This is a genomic window from Hymenobacter sp. YC55 (assembly GCF_029433095.1).
Taxonomy (GTDB): domain Bacteria; phylum Bacteroidota; class Bacteroidia; order Cytophagales; family Hymenobacteraceae; genus Hymenobacter.
On the sequence record NZ_JARNTX010000002.1, the window covers coordinates 732,601 to 756,211 of the forward strand.

Here is a 23,611-nt window from a genome sequence, read left to right on the forward strand (position 1 = left end):
TTGAGAAGTGAGGCTTTGTAGTGGTAGATGCGGGGTTGAGCTACTGTTTACTAGATGATAACCTTGTTTTCAGTGGTCAACACAAAACCCGCATTCAACAAAAGTACCTCTATAATAACAACCTCTACCACAACAAGCACGGAAAATAGCCAGAGGGCTAGCCACAGTAGCATCCTATTTTACCTAATTATTCACTAGGTCAATAAGGCTAACGGAAAGCTAACGGGCTACAATCAGCTTTTGCCCTGGTTTAACCTCGTCGGTAGTTAAGTTGTTGAGCCGCTTCAGCTGTTCTACCGTCACGCCCTGATAGCGGCGTGAGATATTGTAGAGCGTATCACCGGCTTGCACCAGATGCACTTTCCGGATGGGCTCCTTTACGGCCAGCTTCTGAACGGCTGCAACTTTAGGTGCGCGGGCTGGCTTCAACTGAACAGGTGCTGGTGCCGCCGCAACTACTTCCTCTTGCGTGGTAGTGTCTACTTCCTCCGCAGGAGCCGTAAACACCAGCTTTTGGCCCGGCGATACTTTTATGGAGGTTAGCTTATTCCACTCCATTACCTGCTTTACACTCAGGCCGCGAATCTCGGCAATGCGGCTGAGGTAGTCCCCCTTGCGCACCACGTATTCGGTTGGCAGGCTGTCGTCGGCCACGGCGGTTTCAACTGCTTCTACCGCCTCAATAGCCGGCGCCACGGCAGCAGCAGCGGCATTACGATTTGTGCGGGCTGAGGTCCGGACTTCTTTGCTTGCAAGCGCTACATCCGGCGCGGCTTCTGCTACGATGGCGGGTTGGGCAGTTGCCCTGGCCACTTGGCTGCTCACGGTAGGTTTTGCCACTGGTGAGGTCAGGCGAGCGGGTACCGTCAACTTTTGCGCACTAGCAATGGTTCCGGTGCTTGGGGCTGGCTGCGAGGCTGGGGTAGCCATGGGCACAAATACAACCAGTTGCTTACCGGGCGCCAAGGGGCGGCCCTTGCGCAAGCCGTTCCAGCGCGCTAGCTGCGCCACACTTACATCGTACCGGTCAGCCAGCGCAGACACGGTTTCGCCCCGGCGTACCGTGTGCCGCACCCGACGAAAACGAGGAGTGGGCTCCACTTCCTCGCGCGGGGCTCCGCTTGCTGCCAACAGTGTACGCGTTGGGAATGGCTCCACGCCGTTTAGGCGCGCCATCATCGGCGGCAAAGGTTGGGGCAGCTCAGTGCGGGGCAGGCAGTAGTCGAAAAGTGTAGCGCGGTCAACTACAGCGAGCTGTGGCTTGGCCGTGGCGGGCACTTGTACAGCGTACGAGCGGTAGCCAGCCGGCAAGAAATTACGCCGTAGCTCGGGGTTGTAATGCAGCAAAGCCGATGAGTCTTCGAGGCCGCAGGCTTGGCTAAGGCGTAGCAAGTCTACCGCTCTACCGTTGATTTGCACCGTGTCCATCACTTCGGCATAGCGGTATTTCAGCTCCGGCGAATGTAGCTGGTGGGCCTGCGCGTACTTCATCGAGTACATGATGGCCGTGAAGGTGGGCACGTAATTGCGCGTTTCCCTCGGCAGGTTAGGGTACAGGTCCCAAAAGTTCTTTTTACCGGTGCGCCGCATCACGCGCTGCATGTTGCCTGCGCCCCAGTTGTAGGCAGCCAGTACCAGCTCCCAATCGTGAAAAACGCCGTACAAGTAACGCAGGTGCTTGCAAGCTGCCTCCGTCGACTTTTCCGGATTCATTCGCTCGTCTATCCACTCGTCGCGGCGCAGACGCAAGTCATTGGCCGTCGGACCCATGAACTGCCACAAGCCAGTGGCACCCACGTGCGACTTGGCCGTTGGAATTAAAGCTGATTCTACTACCGCCAAATATTTCAGGTCGACGGGTAGGTTGTACTTGGCCAAATACTTTTCGAAGAGCGGGAAATAAACGTTTTCCCGCTCCAAGACCCGCTGCATGTACTTGCGGTTGCGCTCCGTAAACAAGGTCACGAACGACATGACCGAAGGGTTGAAGGCGTGGGGCGCATCAGTTTCAATGCACCCCACCCGGTCACCTACTAGGTCCTGCAACTCGGGTGGGGTTTGCAGCCAAACCAGCCGCGCCGAATCAATGGGGGTAGGGGCTGCTACCAGCGAATCGGGGAGCAGCAGTGGCAATTCGATAACCTGCGTAGTGTCGTCGGGGAGGCTGGTACGAGGTACTTCTGGCGTCCGTTGGGGGAGCGTCTGACCCGCAGCAGAGCGGGCCATAGCAGTCAGCAAGAGGAGGGTAGAGGCAACGCGAACCGGCCGCAACAACGTTTTCATCAATACAGCAGGGGTTAGGGCATGGCAGGAATCAGAGTCTCCGTCAACGATTTAGCAAATGCCAACAGGTGCTCTTCGCGGAACGCGCCGCTTATCACCTGTAAGCCAATCGGCAAGCCTGCCGAATCCTGACCGGCCGGTACCGACACCGCAGGCACTCCAGCAAGAGAGGCCTGTACAGTAAATATATCCGCCAAGTACATAGACAAGGCATCTTTCGTGTTCTCGCCGATGCGGAAAGCAGTGGTCGGCGCGGTAGGCAGGATCAGGAAGTCGTACTGCCGGAGCAGTTCATCGGTCTTCTCTTTAATCAAACGCCGCACCTGCTGCGCTTTGGTATAATAAGCGTCGTAATAATCTGCCGACAACACAAAAGTGCCCAGCAGAATGCGCCGCTGTACCTCCGGGCCAAAGCCCTGAGAGCGGGTCTTTTTGTAAAGCGACTCGAGGTCGGTGGCATCCGGGGCACGATAGCCATACTTCACGCCGTCGAAGCGGCTGAGGTTGGAGCTGGCTTCGGCCGTAGTCAGGATGTAATAAGTGGGTACCATGTAGTCGAGGTAGGGGAAATCTACCGCGTCTACCACGTGGCCCTGGCCGCGCAAAGCTTCCAGACTTGCTTCTAGAGCTTCCTTAATCTCAGGGTTCAGACCCGGCCGTTCTACTGCGTCGCGGATATACCCAATGCGGTAGTGGGGAGCAGGCTCTAGCAACTGGCTGTAAGCAGGTACCTCACGCTGGCTGGCTGTACTGTCGAAATTGTCGGCGCCTGCCATTACTTCTAGAAGAAGGGCCGCGTCGTCTACCGAGCGGGTAAGCGTGCCAATCTGGTCGAACGAGGAAGCATACGCCACCAAGCCGTAACGCGAAATGCGCGAGTACGTAGGCTTGAGGCCAATAACCCCGCAGAAAGCTGCGGGTTGGCGCACGGAGCCACCCGTATCGGAGCCAATCGAGGCCAGGCACATATCGGCTTGCACGGCTACGGCCGAGCCACCCGAAGAGCCACCCGAAACCCGCTCCTCGTCGATGGCATTGCGCACCGGCCCGAAGTACGAAGACTCGTTGGAGGCGCCCATAGCAAACTCGTCGCAGTTCTGCCGGCCAATGAAAATAGCGTCTTCATCGAGCAGCCGCTGGACTGCTGTGGCCGTAAACAACGACTTGAAACCGTCGAGGATGTGGCTGCTACTCTGCAAAGAATGGTCTTTGTAGGCTAGCACATCTTTCAGGCCTATAACCATACCCGCCAACTTGCCAGCCGTTCCGGCCGCCAGCTTAGCGTCTACGGCTTCGGCCTGGGCACGGGCTTCCTCGGGCCATACTTCCAGAAAAGCATTCAAGCGGCCATTCCGCCGCTCGATGTTATCTAGGTAATACTCCACGAGCTGACGGCAGGTCGTGTTGCCTGCCGTCAGCTCGTTACGAACTTCCGTGAGAGAATGAAAGCGTCTCAAATTCTAGAAATCAGTTAGGACATTTGGTCTAGACGAGGCCGTTCGGCGCTCGTCGGAGCAGGAGCTGTTAGGTCCGCACTCGAAGTATGAGTCACGGGTGGGGTGTAGGAGGTGCCAGGCGAGCTATAAGTCGGCTCCGTTTGGGTGTACGCGTCGTCGGGCAGGTGCTCCGGGGCGGGTGCAGGAGTTGGAGTTGACGGCGCAATATAGTTCTGATTGAACTGTTGCTGGTACGGCTGCTGCGGCTGCGACTCCACGTGATTTTCGAACTCGCTACGAATTTCACGCGAGGCATCCTTAAATTCCCGAATGCCTTTGCCTAATCCCCGGGCTAATTCTGGTATCTTGTTGGCACCAAAGAAGACGAGGATGACAACCATAATGAGCAGCATCTCGCTGCCCCCGATGTCTCCGAGAAACAATAGTGGCGTGTGCATACTGGTCTGCTAGTTAGTAACGTGGCTGGTTAGGCTCGTTGGGGTTGCGGGTGGTGTTTTGGTCGCGGTACTCTGGCTTTTCCTCTTTCGAAGCGTCCTTGAACTCCCGGATGCCCTGACCCATACCACGGAACAGCTCCGGAATGCGCTTAGCGCCAAACAGCAAAACAATAACAAAAATGATCAGCAGAATTTCGGTTGTGCCGAAGTTGCCAATCAGGAAAAGCGAGGAAAACTGCATAGAAAAAGGCTGAATAAGCCGGTTTGGAGTGGAAAGCCTGAGATACGCATACGGATGCCAAGCAGGATTGGTAAAGATACCCCATAATTTTAAAATGGGGCAGCACCGAGTAGCTCCGTTATATCATTGAGGAGGCAATCTAAGTTATCATTGTGATGCGTACATGAAGTTCAGTTCATCTTAAGAAGAGCAGAGTTCATCGGGTAATTTCATGTGTATATAGGCACGAATTGCAGGTTGATCTGTTTCATACTCTATTTACAATTTCTAATTCTGTTTCCCCACAGATGTTGCTCGGCTTGATGTATAAAATCAAAGACCGACTTTTTCGCGAATGCCGCCCATCATGAACACAGCCGCTAAAATTACCCGCCCCTCTGTATCGTCACTGCAGCAACCTGATGAAAACGAACGGCTTGAAGTACTGCGCAACTACCAAGTTCTAGATTCACCGCCCGAAAAGGCTTTCGATGACCTGGTTCGGCTAGCTGCTTATATCTGTGGCACTTCTATCTCCTTGGTATCTTTAATAGATGCGGAGCGACAATGGTTCAAAGCTAACTTGGGGCTGGAGCGCTTCTCGGAAACGCACCGCGACGCTGCTTTCTGCCAGTACGCCATGCTTTCTGATGATGTGTTTGAGGTGTCCGACACTACACTGGATCCGCTGTTTCAGCAGAACCCGCTGGTTGTTAGTAACCCCAATATTCGCTTCTATGCAGGGGCAGCGTTGGTCTCACCCGAAGGATTGCCTCTCGGAACCATCTGTGCGCTTGATACGCAGCCCCGCTCTCTCAACGAACAGCAGCGCGAAGCCATGCGTATTTTGGCCCGCGAAGTAGTAGCACACCTAGAATTGCGCCGAGCCCGTCTGCAACTCGAGCAGGAGCAGCAAAAGCTCGAAGGCTTACTACGCATGGCCAACAACGCGGCCGAAACGATGTTCGTGGGTAGCCGCAACGAAATCTTTGTCAAGCAAGACCATAAGTTGGTACGGGTGCATACCAATGATATCCGGTACGTAGAGGCTCTAGGCGACTACGTAAATATTTATACTTCGCGGGAACGGTATACCGTATACAGCACCATGAAGGAATTGGAGGCTAAGCTTCCTCTTCGCGAGTTTGCACGTGTGCATCGCAAGTACATTGTTTGCTTGGATCGTATCACTTCTATCGAAGGAGACATCATGCTCGTCGACAACGGACGTGGCTCCGACCGCCAAGCCAATCCTACGACCGTCCCGATTGGTAACTCGTACAAGGCAGCACTGCTAAGCCGATTAAATCTTATTTAGGGAGTTTCCGGAGCGGTTGAAAACAAAGTCGAATAAAACGCTTCATTCGCCGGTAAAAAGAGGGCTTTCGGCGAAATCATAACAATAAAAATCGTCCAATCTTCTATCTTTCGTCATGTTATCGGAGTAGCCCCGCTGTACGACCTCTAGTTATAGAGTTTAGTGCAGCCCGGAGATACTGGTAGCTAAGTTTGTTTTCATAGCTCAGAAAGACACCGCACTTTGTGCGGTGTTTTTTTTGCTTGTTACTGAACACACTTACACTCACTGCTATACGCTTGTAATTGAAGCTATCCAATATTCAATTCGATAACACTGGATAATGCTTATAGAAATAAAAGCTGGAAAAGCACAAAAAAGCTAATAGGCAAGCTCTAATTGATTAGCGCCGCCCAATCCAGTTTTCAGGGTTTAGGTTAGCGCTATTGCGCCATACCTGAAACTGGACTTCTGAGGTGCCATCGGGGTCGGTGTACACTGTGCCGATTGGCTGGCGCATCTTCACAATCTGGCCCTCACTCACACTTACCCCGCGCAGCTTGGCATATACTGTAAAGTACTCGCCGTGCTGAATCATGACAATGTTGTTCATGCCGGGCACATTGGCTACTGTGAGCACCTTGCCATCGAAGATGGCGCGCACTGGCTCGCCAGCACTGGTTTGGATATCGATGCCGCGGTTTTCCACTACCACGTTCTTCAGCACCGGGTGGTTGTGCCGCCCGAAACGTTGGGAAATAAAGCCCTTCGACACCGGCCACAGTAGGCGGCCACGGTTATCAGCAAACGACGACGATAACTCGGCCGTTTCGGGTGTTAAAGTAACCCGGTCGGTACGAGTGGGAGCCGCTTCTTCAGGAGAAGCGTCCGAGTACGTGCGCGAGGGTGCATCGGAGGCACGACCCGCGGCTGCGGCCGCTCGTGCGGCCCGTTCCCGGGCGGCCGCGCGAGCGGCGGCTCTGGCGGCGGCCACGCGCGCAGCCCGGGCAATTTCTTCCCGCACCCGCTCTGCAATCAGGTTGTCGAGGCGGCTGACAGCCAGTTGTCGTTTGGCAAGCTCTTCGCGCAGGTTTTGTTCTTGCTGGCTGAGCTTGGTTACCACTTGGTCCTGCTGGGTTTTCATGGTCAGCAGGTTGTTTTTCTCGGCTACTTGGGTGTTAAGCAAACTCCCCTTTTCTTGCTTTTTGGTTTGGAGGCCAGTTAGCTGTTGGCTGAGGCGCTGCTGAGTGCCCGCAATCTGGGCGGCCTGCGCCTTGCGCACTTCGGCATACTGCCGAATGTAGCGGAGCCGCAGCATAAACTGGTTGAACGACTTAGCCGCAAACAAGAACATGATGCGGTTGTAGCTGTTGGCGGTTTTCGAGGCCGAATAAATCAGACGGCCATATTCTGCCTTGAGCTGCTCCAGGCTCTGGCGCGTTTGCTGTACTTGTTGCTCGGTTTGCTGCACATCGGTTTCGATGTAGCGCAGCTCCGACGAAATATTGCGAATAACGCCTTGCTGAACCGTCAGTTTCTCCTTCAATGCATTCAATTGGCCCAACGATGCCTCTTTCTGGCGCTGCGTCTGCTCTAGAATGCGGCTGGTTTCGCGGATGCGGCGTAAGGTAGCACGCCGTTCCCGCTCGAGCTGAGCCTTCGATTTGGGAGCCGTACCACGCCGGCGAGTGCTAGAGGTACGTTGGCGCTGCTGGGCCTGGGCGTCGCCGCTGGGCGCGGGCACGCCAAGCCAAGCGGCGACCAGCACCACCAGCAGCCAGTGCTTACTTTTTGCGGGCATAGCCTTTCGGAATGGAGAAGGGGAACAACAAACGTTCCTTATCCACGTCAACATTGCGGTACGTTATGGTGAGCTTGGACGGCGCAGTTTGTCCTTGTTGGAGCGTTACAGTGGCTGTGTGGGCAAAGGGGCTCGGGTTGCGCTCCAAGACCTGAAAGTCAGAATAATTTACAGTTACCGTATTTTTTGTGGTGGTATCGCGCACGGCGAGCTGCTGTACGCGGCCCTGGCCAAGCTCAATCAGTTGCTCCACCAGCAAACCGGCCTGCTCGTAATTTACTTTCTGGGTGCTTCCTTCCGTGGTTACCTTCGGCGCCGTCTGCTCGCTGATGGGGGCCAAGTAGTTGCCGAGTAGCAGGGCTTGCAGCATCTCGAAGTTGACGGGCACATTGAGACGCTTGCTAAGATAGGCGTAGTCGCCAGCGTAATACTCCCGGTGCAGTTTGTCGAGCACCTGTACGGAATCCTGGGTGATATAGGCCCGAAATCCTTCAAAGCCTATCAGCGAGGCGGAAATCCAGATAACACTGTCTTTGCGAATGCGGATGTTGAGGTTGCCACCCTGCTGCTCGAACTGGGCTTTGCCTTTCGCCGACAGGAAACGAAAGTCTACATTTTTAGCCCGTATAGCTTCAGGTACTGGCCGGGCGGAAGAAGGCTGCTTGGAGGTAGTTGGAAATATTTTGCGGTTACAGCTACTTAGGGCAGTAGCGGCTATCAGCAAGCCTAGGGCAATGCGTTTACTCATACAGTTTCTTGTCTTTGATCTTGCGGTCAATCAGCTCTGAGGTCCCGCCGGTTTTCTTGGCGCGTAGCCATTCTGCGTGTGCTTTGTCTTTCTCACCGAGCTGATAGAGCACGTCGCCGTAGTGCTCGATTACGGTGCCATCCTTACTGGTTTGCAAAGCTTTTTCCAGACTTTGCCGGGCTCCCGCGTAATCTTTTTGCTTGTAAAGCACCCAGGCGTAAGTGTCGAGGTAGGTGTCGTTTTCGGGGAATTGCTTTACTAGTTTACCCGCCATTTCTTTGGCCCGGTCCAGCTTCTCACCCCTTATGGAAAGAAAGTAGCTATAGTTGTTGAGGGCCTGGGCGTTGTTGGCATCGAACGTCAGCGCCGCCTCGTAGGCAGCATCCGACTTCTTGTAGTCTTTCAGTTCGTGGTAGGCATCGCCAAGCTGGGTATCGAACTGGGCCAGCAACTCGGGGTTGTCGGTGGCTAGCTTGCGGCCGTACTCCAGCGATTTTACACCTTTGGTAGGCTGCTTTTTCAGCATGTAGCCTACGCCGTTGTAGAACCAAAGCGGGGCTTGATTGGGAAACAGCTCCAGTGCCCGTTCCGAGTGAGTAAGCAAAGAGTCTGTTTGGTTGAGTTCGGCATCAATGAGCACCACCTGCTGCCAAATCTGGTAGCGAGTGTTATCGTATTTGATAGCCTTTAAGTAATTGTCCCGAGCGTCTTTTTTGTGGTTTGTGAGCGTCTGAATGTCGCCAGCCACGGAATAAGCTTTGGCGTCTTTCGGATGCACCCGGATGGTAATGGCCGCCAAGTCCAACGCAGTTTGCTCTAGCTTGGGGTTGGGCAATTGCTTGATGAAATCCACCAGTACCCGCACTTTGTCGTCGATGTCGAGGCCTGGGCTTTCAAAGGCGAGCTTGATTTGCTTTTCCGACTCCGCCGCATTGCCTTGCTGGCGGTACACGTCGGCCATAATCATATGCGCCTGCGGATTTTCGGGGTCGGTGCGTAGTGCCTGTTCGGCCACGCGAATAGCATCGGGCAGGCGGTTGTTGGCGGCATACATTTCGGCCTGCGCCAGCACGTAGCGAATTTCGTCGGGGTTGGCTTTAATCAGGACTTCGCCTTCCTGTAGAGCCTTATCTAGGTTGTTCTGCTTGAGATAGATCTGCTGCTTCTTGAATGACACCTCATCAAGCGCACCAAATTGTTTTTCGGCTCGCTCTAGCGTTGCCAAGGCGTCGGTTAGCTTGCCCTGCGCCAAATACAAGTCGGCCAAGTTGAAGAGATAGTACCCAGAGTCGGGCACGTCTTGTATCAGCTGGGCGTATACTTTGGTGGCTTGATCGTACTGCTTCTGCGAAGCATAAATCTGGGCCAGTAGCAAATAATAGTAAGCGTTCTTGGGGTCGAGCTTTACGGCTGCCTGCGCAAAATTGGTGGCGTCCTTGAGGTTGCCGCTGAGCAGGTTCGTTTCTGCTATTTTGTAGCTAATGGCAGCATTAGCCGGGTTCAGCGCATACGCTTTCAGCAGCCGCTCCAGTGCCTTATTATAGTCTTCAAGCAGCACGTATTTTACGCCGTCCACGAAGAACGACTCGCTCATGCCCCTGTCGCGGTCAGACAATTGGCGCTGTTGGCTGGCCTCTTCTAACTCCGCACGGCGAGCCAGCTCTTTCCGCTCTTTGCGGCTGAGCTTACCAGGTTTGCCAGGCTTAGATTCCCGCACCTTATCGGCGGGAGCAGGGGCAGCCGGTCGCTGCTGAGCTTGGCCCGGCTCGGCCAGCAACAACAAGCTCAGAGCCAGTGATAAAGAAATAAAAACGCTACGCATGAATGCAGGAGTGCGGGACAAGCCGCCGGTCAAGGAAAACAGAACGAGGTGAAGATACCCAAAACAATGGAGCCAGCCCCGCACCTCTGCGTAACGTATTGGCTGAGTGCTGAATTGTTGGATGGCTGCTTGTTGTTTGTTCTGATCTAAAACAAAACACCTCAACAGTTAGCCATCCAACAATTCAGCAGTTGCCTCACACGCGCAACGTATTGTAGTCGCCCAAGCTCAGGTCTTGGGGGGTACTGGCCACGGTGGCAAAGTTGCCAATCATGGAATTGGTTACGTTGGCATGCAATACGGTTGCCGACTGCTGCACAATAGAATTGGACACCACCGAGCTCCGAACGTTGCTTTGACTACCGAGAGATACGTGCGGTCCTACCACCGAATCGGTAATAACAACGCCCTCACCGATATAAACCGGCGGAATCAGCACAGAGTTTGTCACTTTCGCAGATTCAGCTACCAAAGGTTCGCCGCGCTCCTGCAAATATTCCAGGTACCGCTGGTTGGTGTAGACGGTGGCGTCTTTGTTGCCGCAGTCCAGCCATTCGGTTACGCGGCCAGGCACGAAGGTCGTGCCTTTGTTTTTCATGTTTTCGAGGGCATTGGTAAGCTGAAACTCGCCTTTGTCCTTGATGTCATTGTCGAGCAGATACTGGAGCTCCTGGCGCAGGTATTCGCCGTCTTGGAAGTAGTAGATGCCGATGATGGCGAGGTCGGAAACAAACTCGGTAGGCTTCTCTACGAAATCCGTAATCTGGCCTTGCTCATTGAGCTTCACTACGCCAAACGGCTTAGGGTCTTCTACTTTCTGCACCCAAATGGTACCGGGTACATTGGTGTCGAGCGTAAAGTCGGCTTTGAACAGGGTGTCGGCAAAAGCTACTACTACGGGACCAGTCAGTGCCGACTGTGCGCACAGAATGGCGTGCGCCGTACCCAGAGGCTCGTCTTGGTAATGAATGGTGCCCTGGGCGCCTACTGATTCCGCAATTTTTATCAGGCTTTTCTCTACTTCCGCCCCAAAGCGGCCAATAATGAAGGCCACTTCCTGCACCGGTTCACCGCACACTTTCGCAATATCTTCTACCAGACGCTGCACAATCGGTTTGCCCGCAACCGGAATAAGAGGTTTTGGAACAGTAAGCGTGTGGGGGCGCATGCGCTTGCCCATGCCGGCCATCGGGACGATGATTCTCATGTGTTGAATAGTTGAAAGGTTGGAGGGGAAGGATGACTTATTGAAGGGTGGTGAATGTCAAGGTAGGAATGGCACCAGCGAAAACCAGTTAGCTATACTATATACTACTGCTAACTCACGCCCGTGCTGCCATAACCGCCCGCACCGCGGGCAGTTTCGCTCAGGGCCTCGGTTGGCTGCCAAGCAATAGTTTCGTGGCGAGCTACTACTAGCTGCGCAATACGCTCCCCATCCTGGACCACAAACTCGGTGTCGGACAGATTAACCAATAGCACCTTCAATTCGCCACGATAATCAGCGTCGATGGTGCCTGGGCTATTCACGATACCAATACCGTGCTTGTATGCCAAGCCGCTACGGGGCCGCACCTGCATCTCATAGCCAACTGGAATTTCCAGAAACAAGCCCGTTGGAATAAGGGCGCGTTGCAATGGCTTCAACGTAATGGGCTCCGGGAGGTTGGCCCTAACGTCGAGGCCCGCGGCGTGGGCCGTCTGGTACTCGGGCAAGGGGTGGCGGGAGCGGTTGATAACAGGTATCTGCATGCGGCAAAGGTAGTTTCTGGTTTCAATTATTCGGATCGCCAGTAATCCGGGGTGCATCACGAGTTGCCCACTGCTTTTCCGAAGATATTCAGCATTGATAACCAGCAACTCCCGATGCACACTCAGTGTCTTAGCGGGCCAGCAAGCGTTGGGGTTTCTCAACCAGCACTACCAAGCCCAGGAAGCCGGCGCACAGCACCAAGTGCCAGAGGTGACGTACCCAATAATTATCGAAAGAAACAAACCACCCCAGCGCCACCACCCCCGATGCTACCAGCAGCCACATGAGTAGGCGACCTACCGGGTAAGGTACGGGAAAGTGCCGCTCGCCTAGCCACCAACAGATAGCTGCCATCATAAAGTAGCAAGCTAGCGTGGCCAGGGCGCAGCCCATGTAGCCTAGCACCGGAATCAGCAGGATGTTAAGCACGATGGTGAGTACGGCGCCGGCCCCGCCAATGTACGTGCCGTAGTAGGTTTTGTCGGTGAGCTTAAACCACACCGACAGGTTCCAGTACACGCCCAGAAACAAGTTGGCGAGCAGCAGCACGGGCACCACAGCTATGCCCTCGCGGTACTCGGCGCTGCGCAGAAACTGCTTGGCGAAGTCTTCGAGGTTGACGCTGATGAAGACGAAAATAAAAGCGCAGCAGAGCGTGAACCACTTCAACACCATGGCAAACGTAGCCGGGGAGTTCTTTTCGGTACTCTGCGAGAAAAAGAACGGCTCGGCAGAGTATCGGAAGGCCTGGATAACGAGGCTCATGAAAATGCTCAACTTGTAGCAAGCGCCGTAGATGCCCGCCACAGTTTCGCTGCTCTTGCCCGGATAAAAGCCTTCTGGTAGCCAGGCCGGCAGCAAGATCCGGTCGAGCGTTTCGTTTACCATGCCAGCCAGTCCCATCAACATAATAGGATAGGCATACACCAGCATCGGCCGGATGCTTGCCACATCAATATGAAAGCGGAAGGTGGCCAACTCGCGCGCCAAGAGCAGCAGCGTGAAAGCACTAGCGGCCAGGTTCGACAAGAATACGTAGCCCACCCCGATACTAGGATCATAAACGCGCGCTATCAGGGGCTGAAGCACCGTCAGGTACTTACCCGTCATAATATCAGGGCACACAATGATAAAGAACAGGTTCAGCGCCACGTTCAGCACAATGTTGGCCATGCGGATAGCCGCAAACTTTCGGGCCTTGTTCTCTAACCGCAGCCGCGCAAATGGAATAGCTGCTACTGCATCAAGACCCAGAATAAGTGCTAGCCAAACCGCATACCGCTCCTGTCCTGACGACAACTTGAGCAGCCGCAGCAAGGTGCCTGCCTGCCACGCCAGTACCCCCGAAAACACAACGCTGCTCACGATCAGCAAGCTGAGCACCCGGTTGTATAGCAATTGTCGGTCGGTACCAGGCCGCGAGGCAAAGCGGAAAAAGGTGGTTTCGAGCCCGTACGTGAAGAGCACATTCAGAAACGAAACGCAGGCATACAGGGCCGTGACAATGCCGTACTCGGCCGCGGCGAACCGCCCAGTGTACACTGGCACCAGCAAGTAAGTCAGCACGCGCCCTACAATGCTGCTGATGCCGTACACGGCCGTCTGCGAAGCAAGACGCTTGGCAATTGAACTCATAGTAGCTGTCAGTGTCTTCCTGCTTAAGCAGGAATATCTTGAGCGGTAGTAGGTAAAAGAAGGGGCCTACTACCTTGAAAGGAGAATTGCTCCTGTAAAGCGAATATTATTTACCGATAAAAGCAGCTGGGCGCTTCTCCAAAAATGCCTGCGTGCCTTCCTTGAAATCTTGCGACACAAAGCAGCGGGCAAAGGCATTAGCCTCGGTTTGGTAGCCGTGCCGGTCGTCGGCGAAATAGGCATTCACACTGTCGATAACGAGCCCTATGGCTAGGGGTGCTTTCGTCAGGATGCGGCCAAGAAGTTCACGCGTAAACGTAAGCAGGTCGGCGGCGGGCACCACGTGGTTGACCAAGCCGAGGCGCAAGGCTTCGTCGGCCTTCACCATGTCCGCTGTCATCATCAGCTCCAGCGCTTTGCCTTTGCCAATCAACTGCGTCAGGCGTTGCGTGCCACCGTAACCCGGAATCAATCCCAAATTCACCTCGGGCTGACCGAAGCGGGCGTTGTCGGCGGCAATGCGCATGTGGCAGGCCATAGCTAGCTCGCAGCCACCGCCTAGCGCGAAGCCATTCACGGCGGCTATCACAGGCTTAGGACTTTCCTCTATTATGCAAAATACCTCTTGCCCATGTTCGGAAGCCCGACGAGCGAGCGGCTCGCTCAAGGCTGCTAGCTCGGCAATATCGGCACCGGCCACGAAGGCTTTTTCGCCGCTACCCGTTAAAATAATACCCCGTACCTGCTGGTCGTCGAGGGCCTGCTGCATGGCCTTCCCGATTTCGGTGATGGTGGCACTGTTGAGGGCGTTGAGCTTGGTTGGCCGATTCAGCGTGATGGTCAGAATGCCGCTTTCGGCATCAAGGTCATAGAGCAAATTTTCGAAAGAAGCCATGCAGAAAGTGAGGTGGCGGTAGCAGGATGCCAGCAAAGATAGCCTAAATCGGGAGGCTGAAGCAGGTATTCAGCTAGCTCGAATGAGGTGTTAAGCGGGAAGAAAGTCTGATCCGGCGAAAAGCAAATTTCGCTTTAAGCGAGTACGTTACCTTTGTATAAACTACGGCCGAGGTATTAAGAATAAAGTATATTAGCCCAAATCAGTTGTCTTGTCTCACCATAAAATTTACAAGCACATGGGGTTTGTTACTGAATTCAAAGAGTTTATTTCAAAAGGAAATGTGCTCGATCTGGCAGTTGGTGTTATCATTGGAGCGTCATTCGGTAAGATTGTAACTTCTCTTACGGACGACATCTTGATGCCAATATTAAGCTTCTTAACTGGCGGAAAAGATTTCACTGATTGGTTTATCGCCCTCGATGGCAGCAACTATAACACGCTGAAGGCGGCGAAGGATGCAGGTGCTGCTACCGTAAATTTTGGGTTGTTTTTGACAGCTGTCATTGATTTTCTTCTCATTGCATTTGCCATTTTTTGGCTGGTCAAACTTGCAAATCGATTCAAGAAGCCAGCAGTAGTGGTGGTAACGGAACCAGCGGCCACCAAAGACCAGGTACTGCTAATGGAAATCCGAGATGCGTTGCGTAGCCGTACCTAATTGTTGTAGAGTTGATTTGTTGCCGTAAAGTCTGTAAAGCCGGTTTTTGCCCGCATGTAGTCTGGGCGAAAACCGGCTTTTTGTTCACCTTTTAGTTGTTTGGTTTTTCTCCTTTTATGAGAACAACTATTCTCTCTGTCACCAGAAAGTTCTTATTAACTAGCTTGCTATTATGGCTTTATGGTGGTGCGCATGCGCAAAGTTACGCGCCCTACCGGGCTCCAGTTCCCCAAGCCGCTTTCCGAATTGCAGCCGATGAAGACACAATCCGTGGTTGGCGACGTGGGGGAGATGGTACTCTTAATTTCAGTCAGGTAAGTTTAAGCAACTGGGCACCGGGCGGCCAAAGCTCCCTCTCGTTGCTGGCGTTAGGCAATGGCTACGTGTACTTCCGCGGCGAAAACCACACGTTTGCTTTGGCAACCAACTTGGTATACGGCTTGCTGAAAGCCGGTAAATCCAAAGTGCGCAAAAACGATGACCGGCTGGAGCTAAATGCCCGCTATGCCCGCAACTACGCCAATAAGTGGTCTTATGCTGCGCAGTTGAACCTGAAAACGCAGCTCACGCCCACCAACGATATCACGAAACCAGATTCGTTGTTGTCGAAATTCTTCGCACCAGCTTACATTTTGGCTTCCATAGGCTTTGAATATAAACCCAGCGATGATTTTTCGCTGTTTTTGTCGCCAGCAACGGGCAAGTTCACGGTAGTAAACGACCAACGGTTGGCCGACGTAGGTGCATTCGGCGTGAAAGCAGCCCGGCTCGATGCCGACGGGCTACCAATAATTGGCAGTGGCGAACGGATGCGTGAAGAGTTGGGTGCCTACCTGAACGTGCGCTATCGGCGGGGGCTTATGAGCAACATCACTTACCAGACGCGGCTAGAGCTATTCAGCAACTACTTTCATAACCCGCAGAACATAGATGTGAACTGGGAAAATTTGCTGGATTTCAAAGTCAACAAATTCTTTAGTGCCAGCGTTGCTACCGCATTGGTGTATGATGATGACGTCTTGGTTCCACTCAACGCCGACAAGCAAAACAAAGACTTCAATGCCCAGGGCCGACGAATTCAGTTCAAAGAAACACTAGGTATCGGGCTGACTTACAAGTTTTAAAGAATTTGAACTAACTTAGCATGCCACCCGTTGCCGCGCCAGAACCCCACTCTACCTGCCGCAGGCAGCAGTTGCTTATCTACCCTTTCCTGAGCATGAAAAAAATTATAGCTGCCGCGCTTCTGGTTGCCGCAAGCTTCCTAAGCCGCCCTGTACACGCCCAGTCTTCCATTATCGGTCCCGCCGAGCCGGGTAGCCAAACCAGTGAGCAAGGCCCGCGCAAGCGTAAGGCTACCTCTTCGGATATTGCCAACATGCAGCGCCGCATGAACATGAACCCCGAGGATGCCAAGCGCGACCAGCAAATGGAATTGTTGCAGGCTCGGGCCGGCGGCAGCTCTAACACCAGCTTTGGCCGTGCGTCGGGGCCTGCCCGGCAGTATGAGAAAGGATCAGGCGGCTTTACGGTGCGCAAGTTCAAAGCTAGCAAGCATGCCAGAAACGCCATGATGAAGAAAGGCCAAAGCCGTCCAGCCATGGGCATCGATCCGAAAGGCAAGCCTTTAAAGCACAAAAAGAAAAAACACTTCCTGTCGTTTTAAAGTAGCGCTTAGCTATACGTAACGCCTACTTACCAACGTTTTACAATACAATAAAGGAAAAAGCCCCACTGCACAGCAGCGGGGCTTTTTGCGTCTTTAGTGAAATCGAGGCCACCGTTCGCCCCCGGCCCAGCTAAAGAAGACGCAGATGATAGCTTAGTTGAAACCAAAAGCTACCCCATATTCTTGTTTGCCATAGTTAGCGTCATCTACCCATCCATTGTGGGGCATGTGCTCATCATGGCTTCGTACTACCGCGATAGTGCTTTTATCGGGTACCAACAATGGACTACTGAGCGACAAATAACACACAGGAGCTGGCATGCAGCTATTGTAAAAGGCAGTTTGATTCTTAGCTGTGGAAGCAGTTGCGCGAGCCATGGGTCACAGGCGTTACTAGTGGAAGGACGTGACGCTTAACGGACAGAAAGTGGAAAGCTTGCAGTGCCCGTTGGTTTTTAAGAAGGAGAGTAGCCGATGGCTACTTCATAAGTAAGCGTGTATAGGTGCTATTGTATCAAATAACTAGTCTAGTAGGTCGAGTAAAGACCAGTGTTAGAACTTCGCAGTGACACCCAACTTCATGTAACTCATATCATAACCTAGCTCAGTGAATACTCCAACCTTGTCGGTTAGTAGGTAGCGCCCTCCCGCAAAAATTCCTACTTCTAGATCGGCTCCGCCGTAAGAATCTTTCAGCGCATCGTCGTCATAGTCGGTGGAGTAATTCTCGATGCGAGCTGCCAAACTCAAACCTGCGTAGGTATCAAATTTGGGGTTAGCCGTGAAATTGTAGTGATAAGCTCCGCGGGCTGCTACATATATGTTGGTCCACTTGGTTTTGTAAGAAGACCATTCGTAGGAGTACGACTTGTAACCAAGCAAACCACCTACGCTGATAACGCCAGGGCCAATTCCATCAACGAGACCCTTTTCTACAGACAAGCTAAGTGCCGGTGAAGACTTAGAGCTTCCGCCAAAATTTAAGGCGTTGGTGTAGCCATAGCCTATACCTAACCCTAAGCCTAAGTTTACTGCTACTGATCCTTTGTTGAATGAAGGAGCTTTTTGGGGCTCAACTCCTGGTATTTCTAGCTTCACTGGATTAGTGGAATTAGACGAAGTTGACGATTCTGTAGTAGCCGGAGATGGAGTAGCTGGCTGTGTAGCAGGCTTCGAAGCCGGACGAGCTGTGGTGGAGCTAGTGCGTGTTGTAGGCTTGGCCGTGCTAGATGTCGTAGTAGCAGGCTTAGTAGCAGTGGCCTTTGACGAAGTTGTAGTGGATTTAGTAGTTGTCTTGGTAGGAGTCTTGCTTTGAGCTAGGGCTGTGGTGGTAGCCAGCCCTGTGGTTAGAAGCAGAAGTGTCAAGGTTTTTCGCATGCAGAGCCGGGAGAATTTTATTCTACTATTTCTTAAAGTGATACAAAACTAGCCGTGTGCTCGACTGGTGTCAATAACATGATGATGTGACAACGTTCATAGCATGGGTAGGAGTACATAGTCCGCTAGCTAATTACTGGCAAAAGCTCAAGTGTAATGACTAGGTATGATAAGCAGTCAGCTTAACTATGCACCTTAAGAATCATTTACAAACGAAAAACGCCTCAACTGCTGACAGTTGAGGCGTTTGACAAAGTTATCTATACTTGAAGTCTGCGTTATAGAGTACGCTTCACTTCTTTTTCTTCGAAGCCTTCGATGTTGTCTCCCTCTTGCAGGTCGTTGAAGCCTTTCAAAGAGATACCGCACTCGTAGCCTTGGCGTACTTCCGACACATCGTCTTTGTAGCGCTTGAGGTCTTGAATTTCGCCTGAGTACACCACAATACCGTCGCGTACGAGCCGCACTTTGGTTTTGCGAGTAAAGGTACCCTCCGTCACCATGCAGCCACCGATAGAGCCTACTTTGGTGATGTTGAACACTTGACGAACTTCGGCGTTGGCCACTACCACTTCCTGCACCGTTGGGGCAAGCATGCCTTCCATAGCATCCTTCACCTCATTGATAGCGTTGTAAATGATAGAGTAGAGGCGGATGTCAATCTGCTCTTGCTCGGCCAGCTTCCGGGCGCTTTGTGAAGGACGAACCTGGAAACCAATGATGATGGCGTCGGAAGCCGAAGCCAGCAGTACATCGGATTCGGAAATGGCACCCACACCTTTGCTGAGGATGTTCACCGAAACTTCCGGTGTGCTCAGTTTGAGCAGCGAGTCGGCCAGTGCTTCCACCGAACCGTCCACGTCACCTTTCACAATGATGTTAAGCTCTTTGAACGAAGCCAGTGCCAAACGACGACCAATCTCATCGAGCGTGATGTGCTTCTTGGTGCGCATCGTTTGCTCACGCGACAGTTGCTGACGCTGGGTGGCTAGTTCCCGCGCTTCACGCTCGGTTTCCATCACCTGAATCTTGTCACCTGCCTGAGGAGCGCCCGTCAAACCAAGCACCTGTACCGGGGTAGCCGGACCGGCCTGCTTCATTTTCTTACCGCGGTGGTCAGTCATGGCCTTTACGCGGCCGTAGTGCGGACCTGCCAGTACCACGTCACCCACTTTCATGGTACCAGTCTGCACCAGAATGGTAGTTACGTAGCCACGGCCTTTGTCCAGCGAGGCTTCAATGACGGCACCCACTGCGCTACGATCCGGGTTAGCCTTCAGCTCCAGTAATTCAGCTTCCAGCAAAACCTTTTCCAGCAGGTCATCAATGCCAAGACCTGTCTTAGCCGATACTTCCTGCGACTGGTACTTACCACCCCATTCCTCTACAAGAACGTTGATAGCTGACAGCTCCTCGCGGACTTTGTCGGGGTTAGCGCCCGGCTTATCGATCTTGTTCAGAGCAATAACAATCGGTACACCAGCAGCCTGCGCGTGGTTGATAGCTTCCTTCGTCTGCGGCATAACCGAGTCGTCGGCCGCTACCACAATGATAGCAATGTCGGTAATCTTGGCACCACGGGCGCGCATGGCGGTAAACGCTTCGTGACCTGGTGTATCAAGGAAGGTAACCCGCTTGCCTGATTTGGTCATTACATCGTAGGCACCGATGTGCTGCGTGATACCGCCGGCTTCACCTTTAGCCACGCTGGCACTGCGGATGTAGTCAAGCAACGATGTTTTACCGTGGTCAACGTGACCCATGATGGTAACGATAGGAGCACGGGGCTGCAGATCTTCGTCGTTGTCTTCGATTTCGATAGCCGTGTCCTCTTCCTCGGCGCTCAGGAACTCTACGTCGTATCCAAACTCGTCGGCAATGACCGTAATAGCTTCCGCATCGAGGCGCTGGTTGATGGACACGAACATGCCCATGTTCAAGCACACCTTGATAACCTCGTTCACCGACACGTCCATCAGCGAAGCCAAGTCGTTGGCCGAGATGAACTCGGTTACTTTCAGCGTCTTGGCATCGAGTTCGTTTTGGGCGCGTTGCGCTTCGCGGTCTTCTGCTACGCCAGCACGCTTGTCGCGCCGATACTTAGCCCGATTGTTCTGGTTGCCACCACGGCCGCCGCTGAGCTTAGCCAGCGTAGCCTTGATCTGCTCCTGAATCTGCTTTTCGTTTTGCTCGGGAGTGAGTGGTACAGCTGGAGCTTGACGCTGTGCTGCTTGGCCCGTACCCGTAACCCGCGGCGCAGTGTTAGGTGGCCGCTGATTGGAAGTGTTGCTGTTGTTGCCACGTGGACCAGTGCCCGTAGGCCGGTTGCCTTGGTAGCCGGGATTTTGCCCTTGTTCCGGACGTTGGCCGCCTTGTCCCTGACCTTGGCCCTGTCCTTGACCGGTTTGCGGAGCACCAGTCTGACCCGGAATACGCTGGCGCTGACGCTTCTTCGCATCGGCGTTCAGCCCACTCTTACGCACGTCGGATGAGGCAACAGGCCGTGGTCCACGACCAGCATTGCCACCGCCCCGACGTGAAGAGTCAACAGGCAGCTCAATTTTACCTAAAACAGTCAGACCTTTCAACTGATCAGCTCTGGCCGTGATAGTACCTGCTTCCTCAGCCGGAGCTGGAGTAGCGGACGTTTCGGGAGCTGCAGGTGGAGCAGGTGCTGGCGTAGCAGCCACTACGGGTGCTACTGGAGCAGGAGCAGGAGCAGGAGCAGGTCTAGGCGCGGGAGCAGGCGGTGGAGTTGGGGTCGGAGCCTGTGCAACTGCCGGAGCTGGCTCAACCGGACGGCTTGGTGCTGGCACTGGCGCTACAGGGGCGGGAGCAGCAGGCGCTACTGGTGCCGAAGCTACAGGTGTGGCAGGGGCCGGAGTGGGAGCGGGAGCAGGAGTTGGTGCAGGCGCTGGCTTGCTTTCTACAACGGGTGCTGGCGGCGTTTTCACTTCTGCCACTGGCGCCGCAACGGGTGCTGGTGCGGGTGAAGGAGTAGGGGCTGGTGCCGGAGCCGGAGTGGGCCGGGGTGGAACGGGCCGACCTTTTGAGTCCAACTCAATTTTGCCCAATACTTTCAAGCCGGGCACCTTAGGTGCTTCCTCTACTGGAGTTGGTCTGCTTGGAGCAGGCGCAACAACAGGAGCCGTAGCTACCGGAGCGGCTACGGGGGCAGGAGCAGGCTTGGGAGCCTCAACTGGCTTGGGAGCAGGAGCAGGAGCAGGAGCCACCGGTGCCTTAGGCGCTACCGGCTCGGCAGGCCGGGCAAGAGCAGCAGCATCTAGCTCGCTCTGGCGCTTGGCCTGGCTGAGCTTGAAGGCTTCGGCTTTGTCTTGGGCTGAAGACGCGAATTCCTTGTCCAGCAACGCAACCTGATCTGAGCTCAGCTTGGTCGTAGGCTTATTTTCTATTTGAAATCCTTTTTTCGCTAGGGTTTCCACCAAGGTGTTCATCCCAACGTTCAGGTCTTTGGCTGCCTGACTAAGCCGTTTGGTTGCTGCTTCCGCCATTCTATGCTCGCGAACGATACTCTTATCTGATTGCAAAGGTACTACTTTAAATGGTGCCAGCCGGCGTTAAATCCGGCCGACCGGCCCGATTTAATGCCTTTGCCGGGCCGAAGCCCGCGCGCTCATTGCGCGTCGTCGCTGGCGGTGGGAGTATGTGCTTGGTCGTTTTCTTCCTCTTCCTCGTTAAATTCCTGTTTGATAACGCGGAAAAGCTCATCTACGTGTTCTTCTTCTAATTCGGTACGGCGCACGATATCTTCTTTACTTACAGCTAATACGGCCCGACCAGTATCCAGGCCGATTTTCTTGAGCTCGGCGATAATCCAGGATTCAATTTCGTCAGAGAATTCGTCAAGTGCAATATCCTCGTCGTAATCACCGGCATCCCGGAATACGTCGATTTCCATGCCCACCAGCCGGCTTGCTAATTTGATGTTAGCACCACCGCGTCCGATAGCCAATGAAACTTGGTCGGGTTTTAAGAACACCGATACCCGGCCAGTTTGTTCGTTTATTTTCATCGAAGTCAATTTAGCTGGCGACAAGGCCCGAGCGATGTATAGCTCTAGGTTGTCGGTGTAGTTGATGACGTCGATGTTTTCGTTTTCCAATTCGCGCACTACGGCGTGAATGCGGGAGCCTTTCATACCCACGCAAGCACCTACCGGGTCGATACGGTCATCGTAGCTTTCTACGGCTACCTTGGCCCGCTCACCGGGTTCGCGCACGATGTTTTTGATGGTAATCAAGCCATCGTAAATTTCCGGCACTTCCTGCTCAAACAAGCGCTCCAAGAAAGCGGGTGCCGCGCGCGAGAGAATGATTTTGGGCGTACCATTAATGATTTCAACGCGGTGAACTACGGCACGCACGGTGTCACCTTTGCGGTAACGGTCCTTTGGGATTTGCTCGGCTTTCGGTAGTACCAGCTCGTTTTCCTCTTTATCAAGGATCAGGGCTTCGCGGCTCCACACCTGGTATACTTCACCGGTAATAACTTCACCTACCTGGTCTTTATAGGTTTGGTAAAGGTTGTCGCGCTCTAGGTCTTTCACCCGCTGAATCAGCGTTTGACGAGCCATAAGCACAGCGCGGCGGCCAAAATCTTCCAGCTTGATTTCTTCGGTTACTTGTTCGCCAACCTCGAAATCAGGCTCGATCTTTTGGGCCTCTGCCAGCGGAATTTTGTCGTTGTCCCAGATATCCTCGGAGTTGTCGTCCACAATCTCACGGTTGCGGTAGATTTCCAAGTCGCCCTTATCCACGTTCAGGATGACGTCGAAGTTGGCGTCGTCCGTGTATTTCTTGCGAATCATGGTGCGGAACACGTCCTCCAAGATGCTCATCATCGTGGGACGGTCGATGTTCTTGCTCCGGGCAAACTCGGCGAACGATTCAATCAGAACGTTGCTGTTCATCTGATTACTTGTTGAATTGTTAGTTGTTGACGGTTGATTGTTAACTGATAATTGTTGAAAACCAGCGGTCTGGTAATCAGCAAGTAACACTCAGCAATCAACCATCGACTATTTACTTAAACGAAATAACTACTCGCGCTTCCTGAATATCGGTGAACGGTACCAGCACGGCGGGTAGTGTTTTCTGCTTGCTTTTTTCCTTGACTACTTCCGCCAGCTGTATGCCCTCGGCTTCGGTGGCTTCCAGTTTGCCAGTTTTCTCGGTGCCGTCGGTTAGCTTCAAGCTTAAGCTCCGGCCCACGTGACGCGTGTACTGGCGCGGATCAATAAGAGGCTGGTCGGCGCCGGGTGAGGTTACTTCCAGTGAGTAGGTAGCATCCTCCCCGTAGGCCTCATCGATGCGGCGGGCCAGTCGACGGCTCACCTGCGCGCATTCTTCGATACCGAGGCCTTCTTCACTGTCGAGCGTGACGGTGATCTTAGGACGAACGGCGTCGGACACACTTAGGTTCACCACAAACAGCTTGTTGCCGGTGAGGCTATCCTGGAGCATTTCCGCAATGCGGGTTTGATCGAAATTCATTTAGGCTTGGACCGGGTGATAAAAGAAAGAGGGGACGCTACGT

At 53.6% G+C, this 23,611-nt stretch carries 20 protein-coding genes; 5 read left to right on the plus strand and 15 right to left on the minus strand.

Going from position 1 to position 23,611, the window contains the following annotated elements:
* Positions 1 to 219: 219 nt before the first annotated feature.
* From P1X16_RS16325 to P1X16_RS16340, 4 genes are all read right to left on the minus strand, one after another.
* Complete coding sequence (locus P1X16_RS16325; protein ID WP_277231120.1) at positions 220 to 2,226, minus strand: LysM peptidoglycan-binding domain-containing protein; 2,007 nt, start codon at positions 2,224 to 2,226, stop codon at positions 220 to 222.
* A gap of 71 nt (positions 2,227 to 2,297) precedes the next feature.
* Positions 2,298 to 3,740 carry an Asp-tRNA(Asn)/Glu-tRNA(Gln) amidotransferase subunit GatA gene (gene gatA, locus P1X16_RS16330; protein ID WP_277231122.1) on the minus strand — a complete coding sequence of 481 codons (1,443 nt, stop codon included), beginning with the start codon at positions 3,738 to 3,740 and terminating at the stop codon, positions 2,298 to 2,300.
* Positions 3,741 to 3,754: 14 nt separating this feature from the next.
* Positions 3,755 to 4,177, minus strand: coding sequence for a twin-arginine translocase TatA/TatE family subunit (locus tag P1X16_RS31330; protein ID WP_346771252.1), 423 nt, complete (start codon positions 4,175 to 4,177; stop codon positions 3,755 to 3,757).
* Between the two features lie 13 nt (positions 4,178 to 4,190).
* Positions 4,191 to 4,418 carry a twin-arginine translocase TatA/TatE family subunit gene (locus P1X16_RS16340; protein WP_277231124.1) on the minus strand — a complete coding sequence of 76 codons (228 nt, stop codon included), beginning with the start codon at positions 4,416 to 4,418 and terminating at the stop codon, positions 4,191 to 4,193.
* Positions 4,419 to 4,764: 346 nt separating this feature from the next.
* Between P1X16_RS16340 and P1X16_RS16345 the strand changes: the two genes are divergently transcribed.
* Positions 4,765 to 5,715 carry a GAF domain-containing DNA-binding protein gene (locus P1X16_RS16345; protein WP_277231126.1) on the plus strand — a complete coding sequence of 317 codons (951 nt, stop codon included), beginning with the start codon at positions 4,765 to 4,767 and terminating at the stop codon, positions 5,713 to 5,715.
* A gap of 382 nt (positions 5,716 to 6,097) precedes the next feature.
* Here the strand turns inward: P1X16_RS16345 and P1X16_RS16350 are convergent, their stop codons facing one another.
* The 7 genes from P1X16_RS16350 to P1X16_RS16380 form a co-directional block, all read right to left on the minus strand.
* The gene (locus P1X16_RS16350) at positions 6,098 to 7,495 is read right to left on the minus strand and encodes a peptidoglycan DD-metalloendopeptidase family protein (protein WP_277231128.1); all 1,398 of its coding nucleotides are present in this window, start codon (positions 7,493 to 7,495) and stop codon (positions 6,098 to 6,100) included.
* Complete coding sequence (locus P1X16_RS16355) at positions 7,479 to 8,243, minus strand: DUF4292 domain-containing protein (RefSeq protein ID WP_277231130.1); 765 nt, start codon at positions 8,241 to 8,243, stop codon at positions 7,479 to 7,481. The genes P1X16_RS16350 and P1X16_RS16355 overlap by 17 nt, the downstream gene beginning before the upstream one ends.
* The gene (locus P1X16_RS16360) at positions 8,236 to 10,065 is read right to left on the minus strand and encodes a tetratricopeptide repeat protein (protein ID WP_277231132.1); all 1,830 of its coding nucleotides are present in this window, start codon (positions 10,063 to 10,065) and stop codon (positions 8,236 to 8,238) included. Before P1X16_RS16360 ends, P1X16_RS16355 begins: the two co-directional genes overlap by 8 nt.
* A gap of 196 nt (positions 10,066 to 10,261) precedes the next feature.
* Positions 10,262 to 11,272, minus strand: coding sequence for a sugar phosphate nucleotidyltransferase (locus P1X16_RS16365; RefSeq protein WP_277231133.1), 1,011 nt, complete (start codon positions 11,270 to 11,272; stop codon positions 10,262 to 10,264).
* Positions 11,273 to 11,382: 110 nt separating this feature from the next.
* Complete coding sequence (gene dut / locus P1X16_RS16370; RefSeq protein WP_277231135.1) at positions 11,383 to 11,817, minus strand: dUTP diphosphatase; 435 nt, start codon at positions 11,815 to 11,817, stop codon at positions 11,383 to 11,385.
* Between the two features lie 130 nt (positions 11,818 to 11,947).
* Positions 11,948 to 13,453: an oligosaccharide flippase family protein gene (locus P1X16_RS16375; protein WP_277231136.1), complete on the minus strand. Its 1,506-nt coding sequence runs from the start codon at positions 13,451 to 13,453 to the stop codon at positions 11,948 to 11,950.
* A gap of 106 nt (positions 13,454 to 13,559) precedes the next feature.
* Positions 13,560 to 14,348 (minus strand): enoyl-CoA hydratase-related protein, encoded by a 789-nt coding sequence (locus P1X16_RS16380; RefSeq protein ID WP_277231138.1) that lies wholly within the window; start codon positions 14,346 to 14,348, stop codon positions 13,560 to 13,562.
* A gap of 211 nt (positions 14,349 to 14,559) precedes the next feature.
* Between P1X16_RS16380 and mscL the strand changes: the two genes are divergently transcribed.
* The 3 genes from mscL to P1X16_RS16395 all read left to right on the plus strand — a co-directional run bounded on the left by mscL (position 14,560) and on the right by P1X16_RS16395 (position 16,675).
* On the plus strand, positions 14,560 to 15,009 hold the full coding sequence (gene mscL, locus P1X16_RS16385) for a large conductance mechanosensitive channel protein MscL (RefSeq protein WP_277231140.1): 450 nt from the start codon (positions 14,560 to 14,562) through the stop codon (positions 15,007 to 15,009).
* A gap of 164 nt (positions 15,010 to 15,173) precedes the next feature.
* The gene (locus P1X16_RS16390) at positions 15,174 to 16,133 is read left to right on the plus strand and encodes a DUF3078 domain-containing protein (protein ID WP_277231142.1); all 960 of its coding nucleotides are present in this window, start codon (positions 15,174 to 15,176) and stop codon (positions 16,131 to 16,133) included.
* Between the two features lie 95 nt (positions 16,134 to 16,228).
* Positions 16,229 to 16,675 (plus strand): hypothetical protein, encoded by a 447-nt coding sequence (locus P1X16_RS16395; RefSeq protein ID WP_277231144.1) that lies wholly within the window; start codon positions 16,229 to 16,231, stop codon positions 16,673 to 16,675.
* A 555-nt stretch (positions 16,676 to 17,230) separates the two neighbouring features.
* On the opposite strand, the gene P1X16_RS16400 is transcribed toward P1X16_RS16395, so the two are convergent.
* Positions 17,231 to 17,620 (minus strand): hypothetical protein, encoded by a 390-nt coding sequence (locus P1X16_RS16400; RefSeq protein WP_277231146.1) that lies wholly within the window; start codon positions 17,618 to 17,620, stop codon positions 17,231 to 17,233.
* A gap of 106 nt (positions 17,621 to 17,726) precedes the next feature.
* Between P1X16_RS16400 and P1X16_RS16405 the strand changes: the two genes are divergently transcribed.
* Entirely contained in the window at positions 17,727 to 17,993 is a 267-nt protein-coding gene (locus P1X16_RS16405) for a hypothetical protein (RefSeq protein WP_277231148.1), read from the plus strand.
* A 340-nt stretch (positions 17,994 to 18,333) separates the two neighbouring features.
* Here P1X16_RS16405 and infB read toward each other — a convergent pair whose 3' ends face one another.
* The 3 genes from infB to P1X16_RS16420 form a co-directional block, all read right to left on the minus strand.
* Positions 18,334 to 21,567 carry a translation initiation factor IF-2 gene (gene infB, locus P1X16_RS16410; RefSeq protein WP_277231149.1) on the minus strand — a complete coding sequence of 1,078 codons (3,234 nt, stop codon included), beginning with the start codon at positions 21,565 to 21,567 and terminating at the stop codon, positions 18,334 to 18,336.
* 122 nt (positions 21,568 to 21,689) lie between these two features.
* Positions 21,690 to 22,985: a transcription termination factor NusA gene (nusA, locus tag P1X16_RS16415; protein ID WP_277231151.1), complete on the minus strand. Its 1,296-nt coding sequence runs from the start codon at positions 22,983 to 22,985 to the stop codon at positions 21,690 to 21,692.
* A gap of 112 nt (positions 22,986 to 23,097) precedes the next feature.
* Positions 23,098 to 23,568 carry a ribosome maturation factor gene (locus P1X16_RS16420; protein ID WP_277231153.1) on the minus strand — a complete coding sequence of 157 codons (471 nt, stop codon included), beginning with the start codon at positions 23,566 to 23,568 and terminating at the stop codon, positions 23,098 to 23,100.
* Positions 23,569 to 23,611 lie beyond the last annotated feature (43 nt).

Bases quoted from the DNA above. Each gene is read 5' to 3' on its own strand.
- P1X16_RS16345 (WP_277231126.1), top strand. From the start codon at position 4,765: ATGAACACAGCCGCTAAAATTACCCGCCCCTCTGTATCGTCACTGCAG.
- P1X16_RS16360 (WP_277231132.1), bottom strand. From the start codon at position 10,065: ATGCGTAGCGTTTTTATTTCTTTATCACTGGCTCTGAGCTTGTTGTTG.
- P1X16_RS16350 (WP_277231128.1), bottom strand. From the start codon at position 7,495: ATGCCCGCAAAAAGTAAGCACTGGCTGCTGGTGGTGCTGGTCGCCGCT.
- P1X16_RS16325 (WP_277231120.1), bottom strand. From the start codon at position 2,226: ATGGCCCGCTCTGCTGCGGGTCAGACGCTCCCCCAACGGACGCCAGAA.
- nusA (WP_277231151.1), bottom strand. From the start codon at position 22,985: ATGAACAGCAACGTTCTGATTGAATCGTTCGCCGAGTTTGCCCGGAGC.
- P1X16_RS16420 (WP_277231153.1), bottom strand. From the start codon at position 23,568: ATGAATTTCGATCAAACCCGCATTGCGGAAATGCTCCAGGATAGCCTC.
- P1X16_RS16340 (WP_277231124.1), bottom strand. From the start codon at position 4,418: ATGCAGTTTTCCTCGCTTTTCCTGATTGGCAACTTCGGCACAACCGAA.
- P1X16_RS16365 (WP_277231133.1), bottom strand. From the start codon at position 11,272: ATGAGAATCATCGTCCCGATGGCCGGCATGGGCAAGCGCATGCGCCCC.
- P1X16_RS16375 (WP_277231136.1), bottom strand. From the start codon at position 13,453: ATGAGTTCAATTGCCAAGCGTCTTGCTTCGCAGACGGCCGTGTACGGC.
- P1X16_RS16395 (WP_277231144.1), top strand. From the start codon at position 16,229: ATGAAAAAAATTATAGCTGCCGCGCTTCTGGTTGCCGCAAGCTTCCTA.
- dut (WP_277231135.1), bottom strand. From the start codon at position 11,817: ATGCAGATACCTGTTATCAACCGCTCCCGCCACCCCTTGCCCGAGTAC.
- P1X16_RS31330 (WP_346771252.1), bottom strand. From the start codon at position 4,177: ATGCACACGCCACTATTGTTTCTCGGAGACATCGGGGGCAGCGAGATG.
- infB (WP_277231149.1), bottom strand. From the start codon at position 21,567: ATGGCGGAAGCAGCAACCAAACGGCTTAGTCAGGCAGCCAAAGACCTG.
- P1X16_RS16355 (WP_277231130.1), bottom strand. From the start codon at position 8,243: ATGAGTAAACGCATTGCCCTAGGCTTGCTGATAGCCGCTACTGCCCTA.
- P1X16_RS16380 (WP_277231138.1), bottom strand. From the start codon at position 14,348: ATGGCTTCTTTCGAAAATTTGCTCTATGACCTTGATGCCGAAAGCGGC.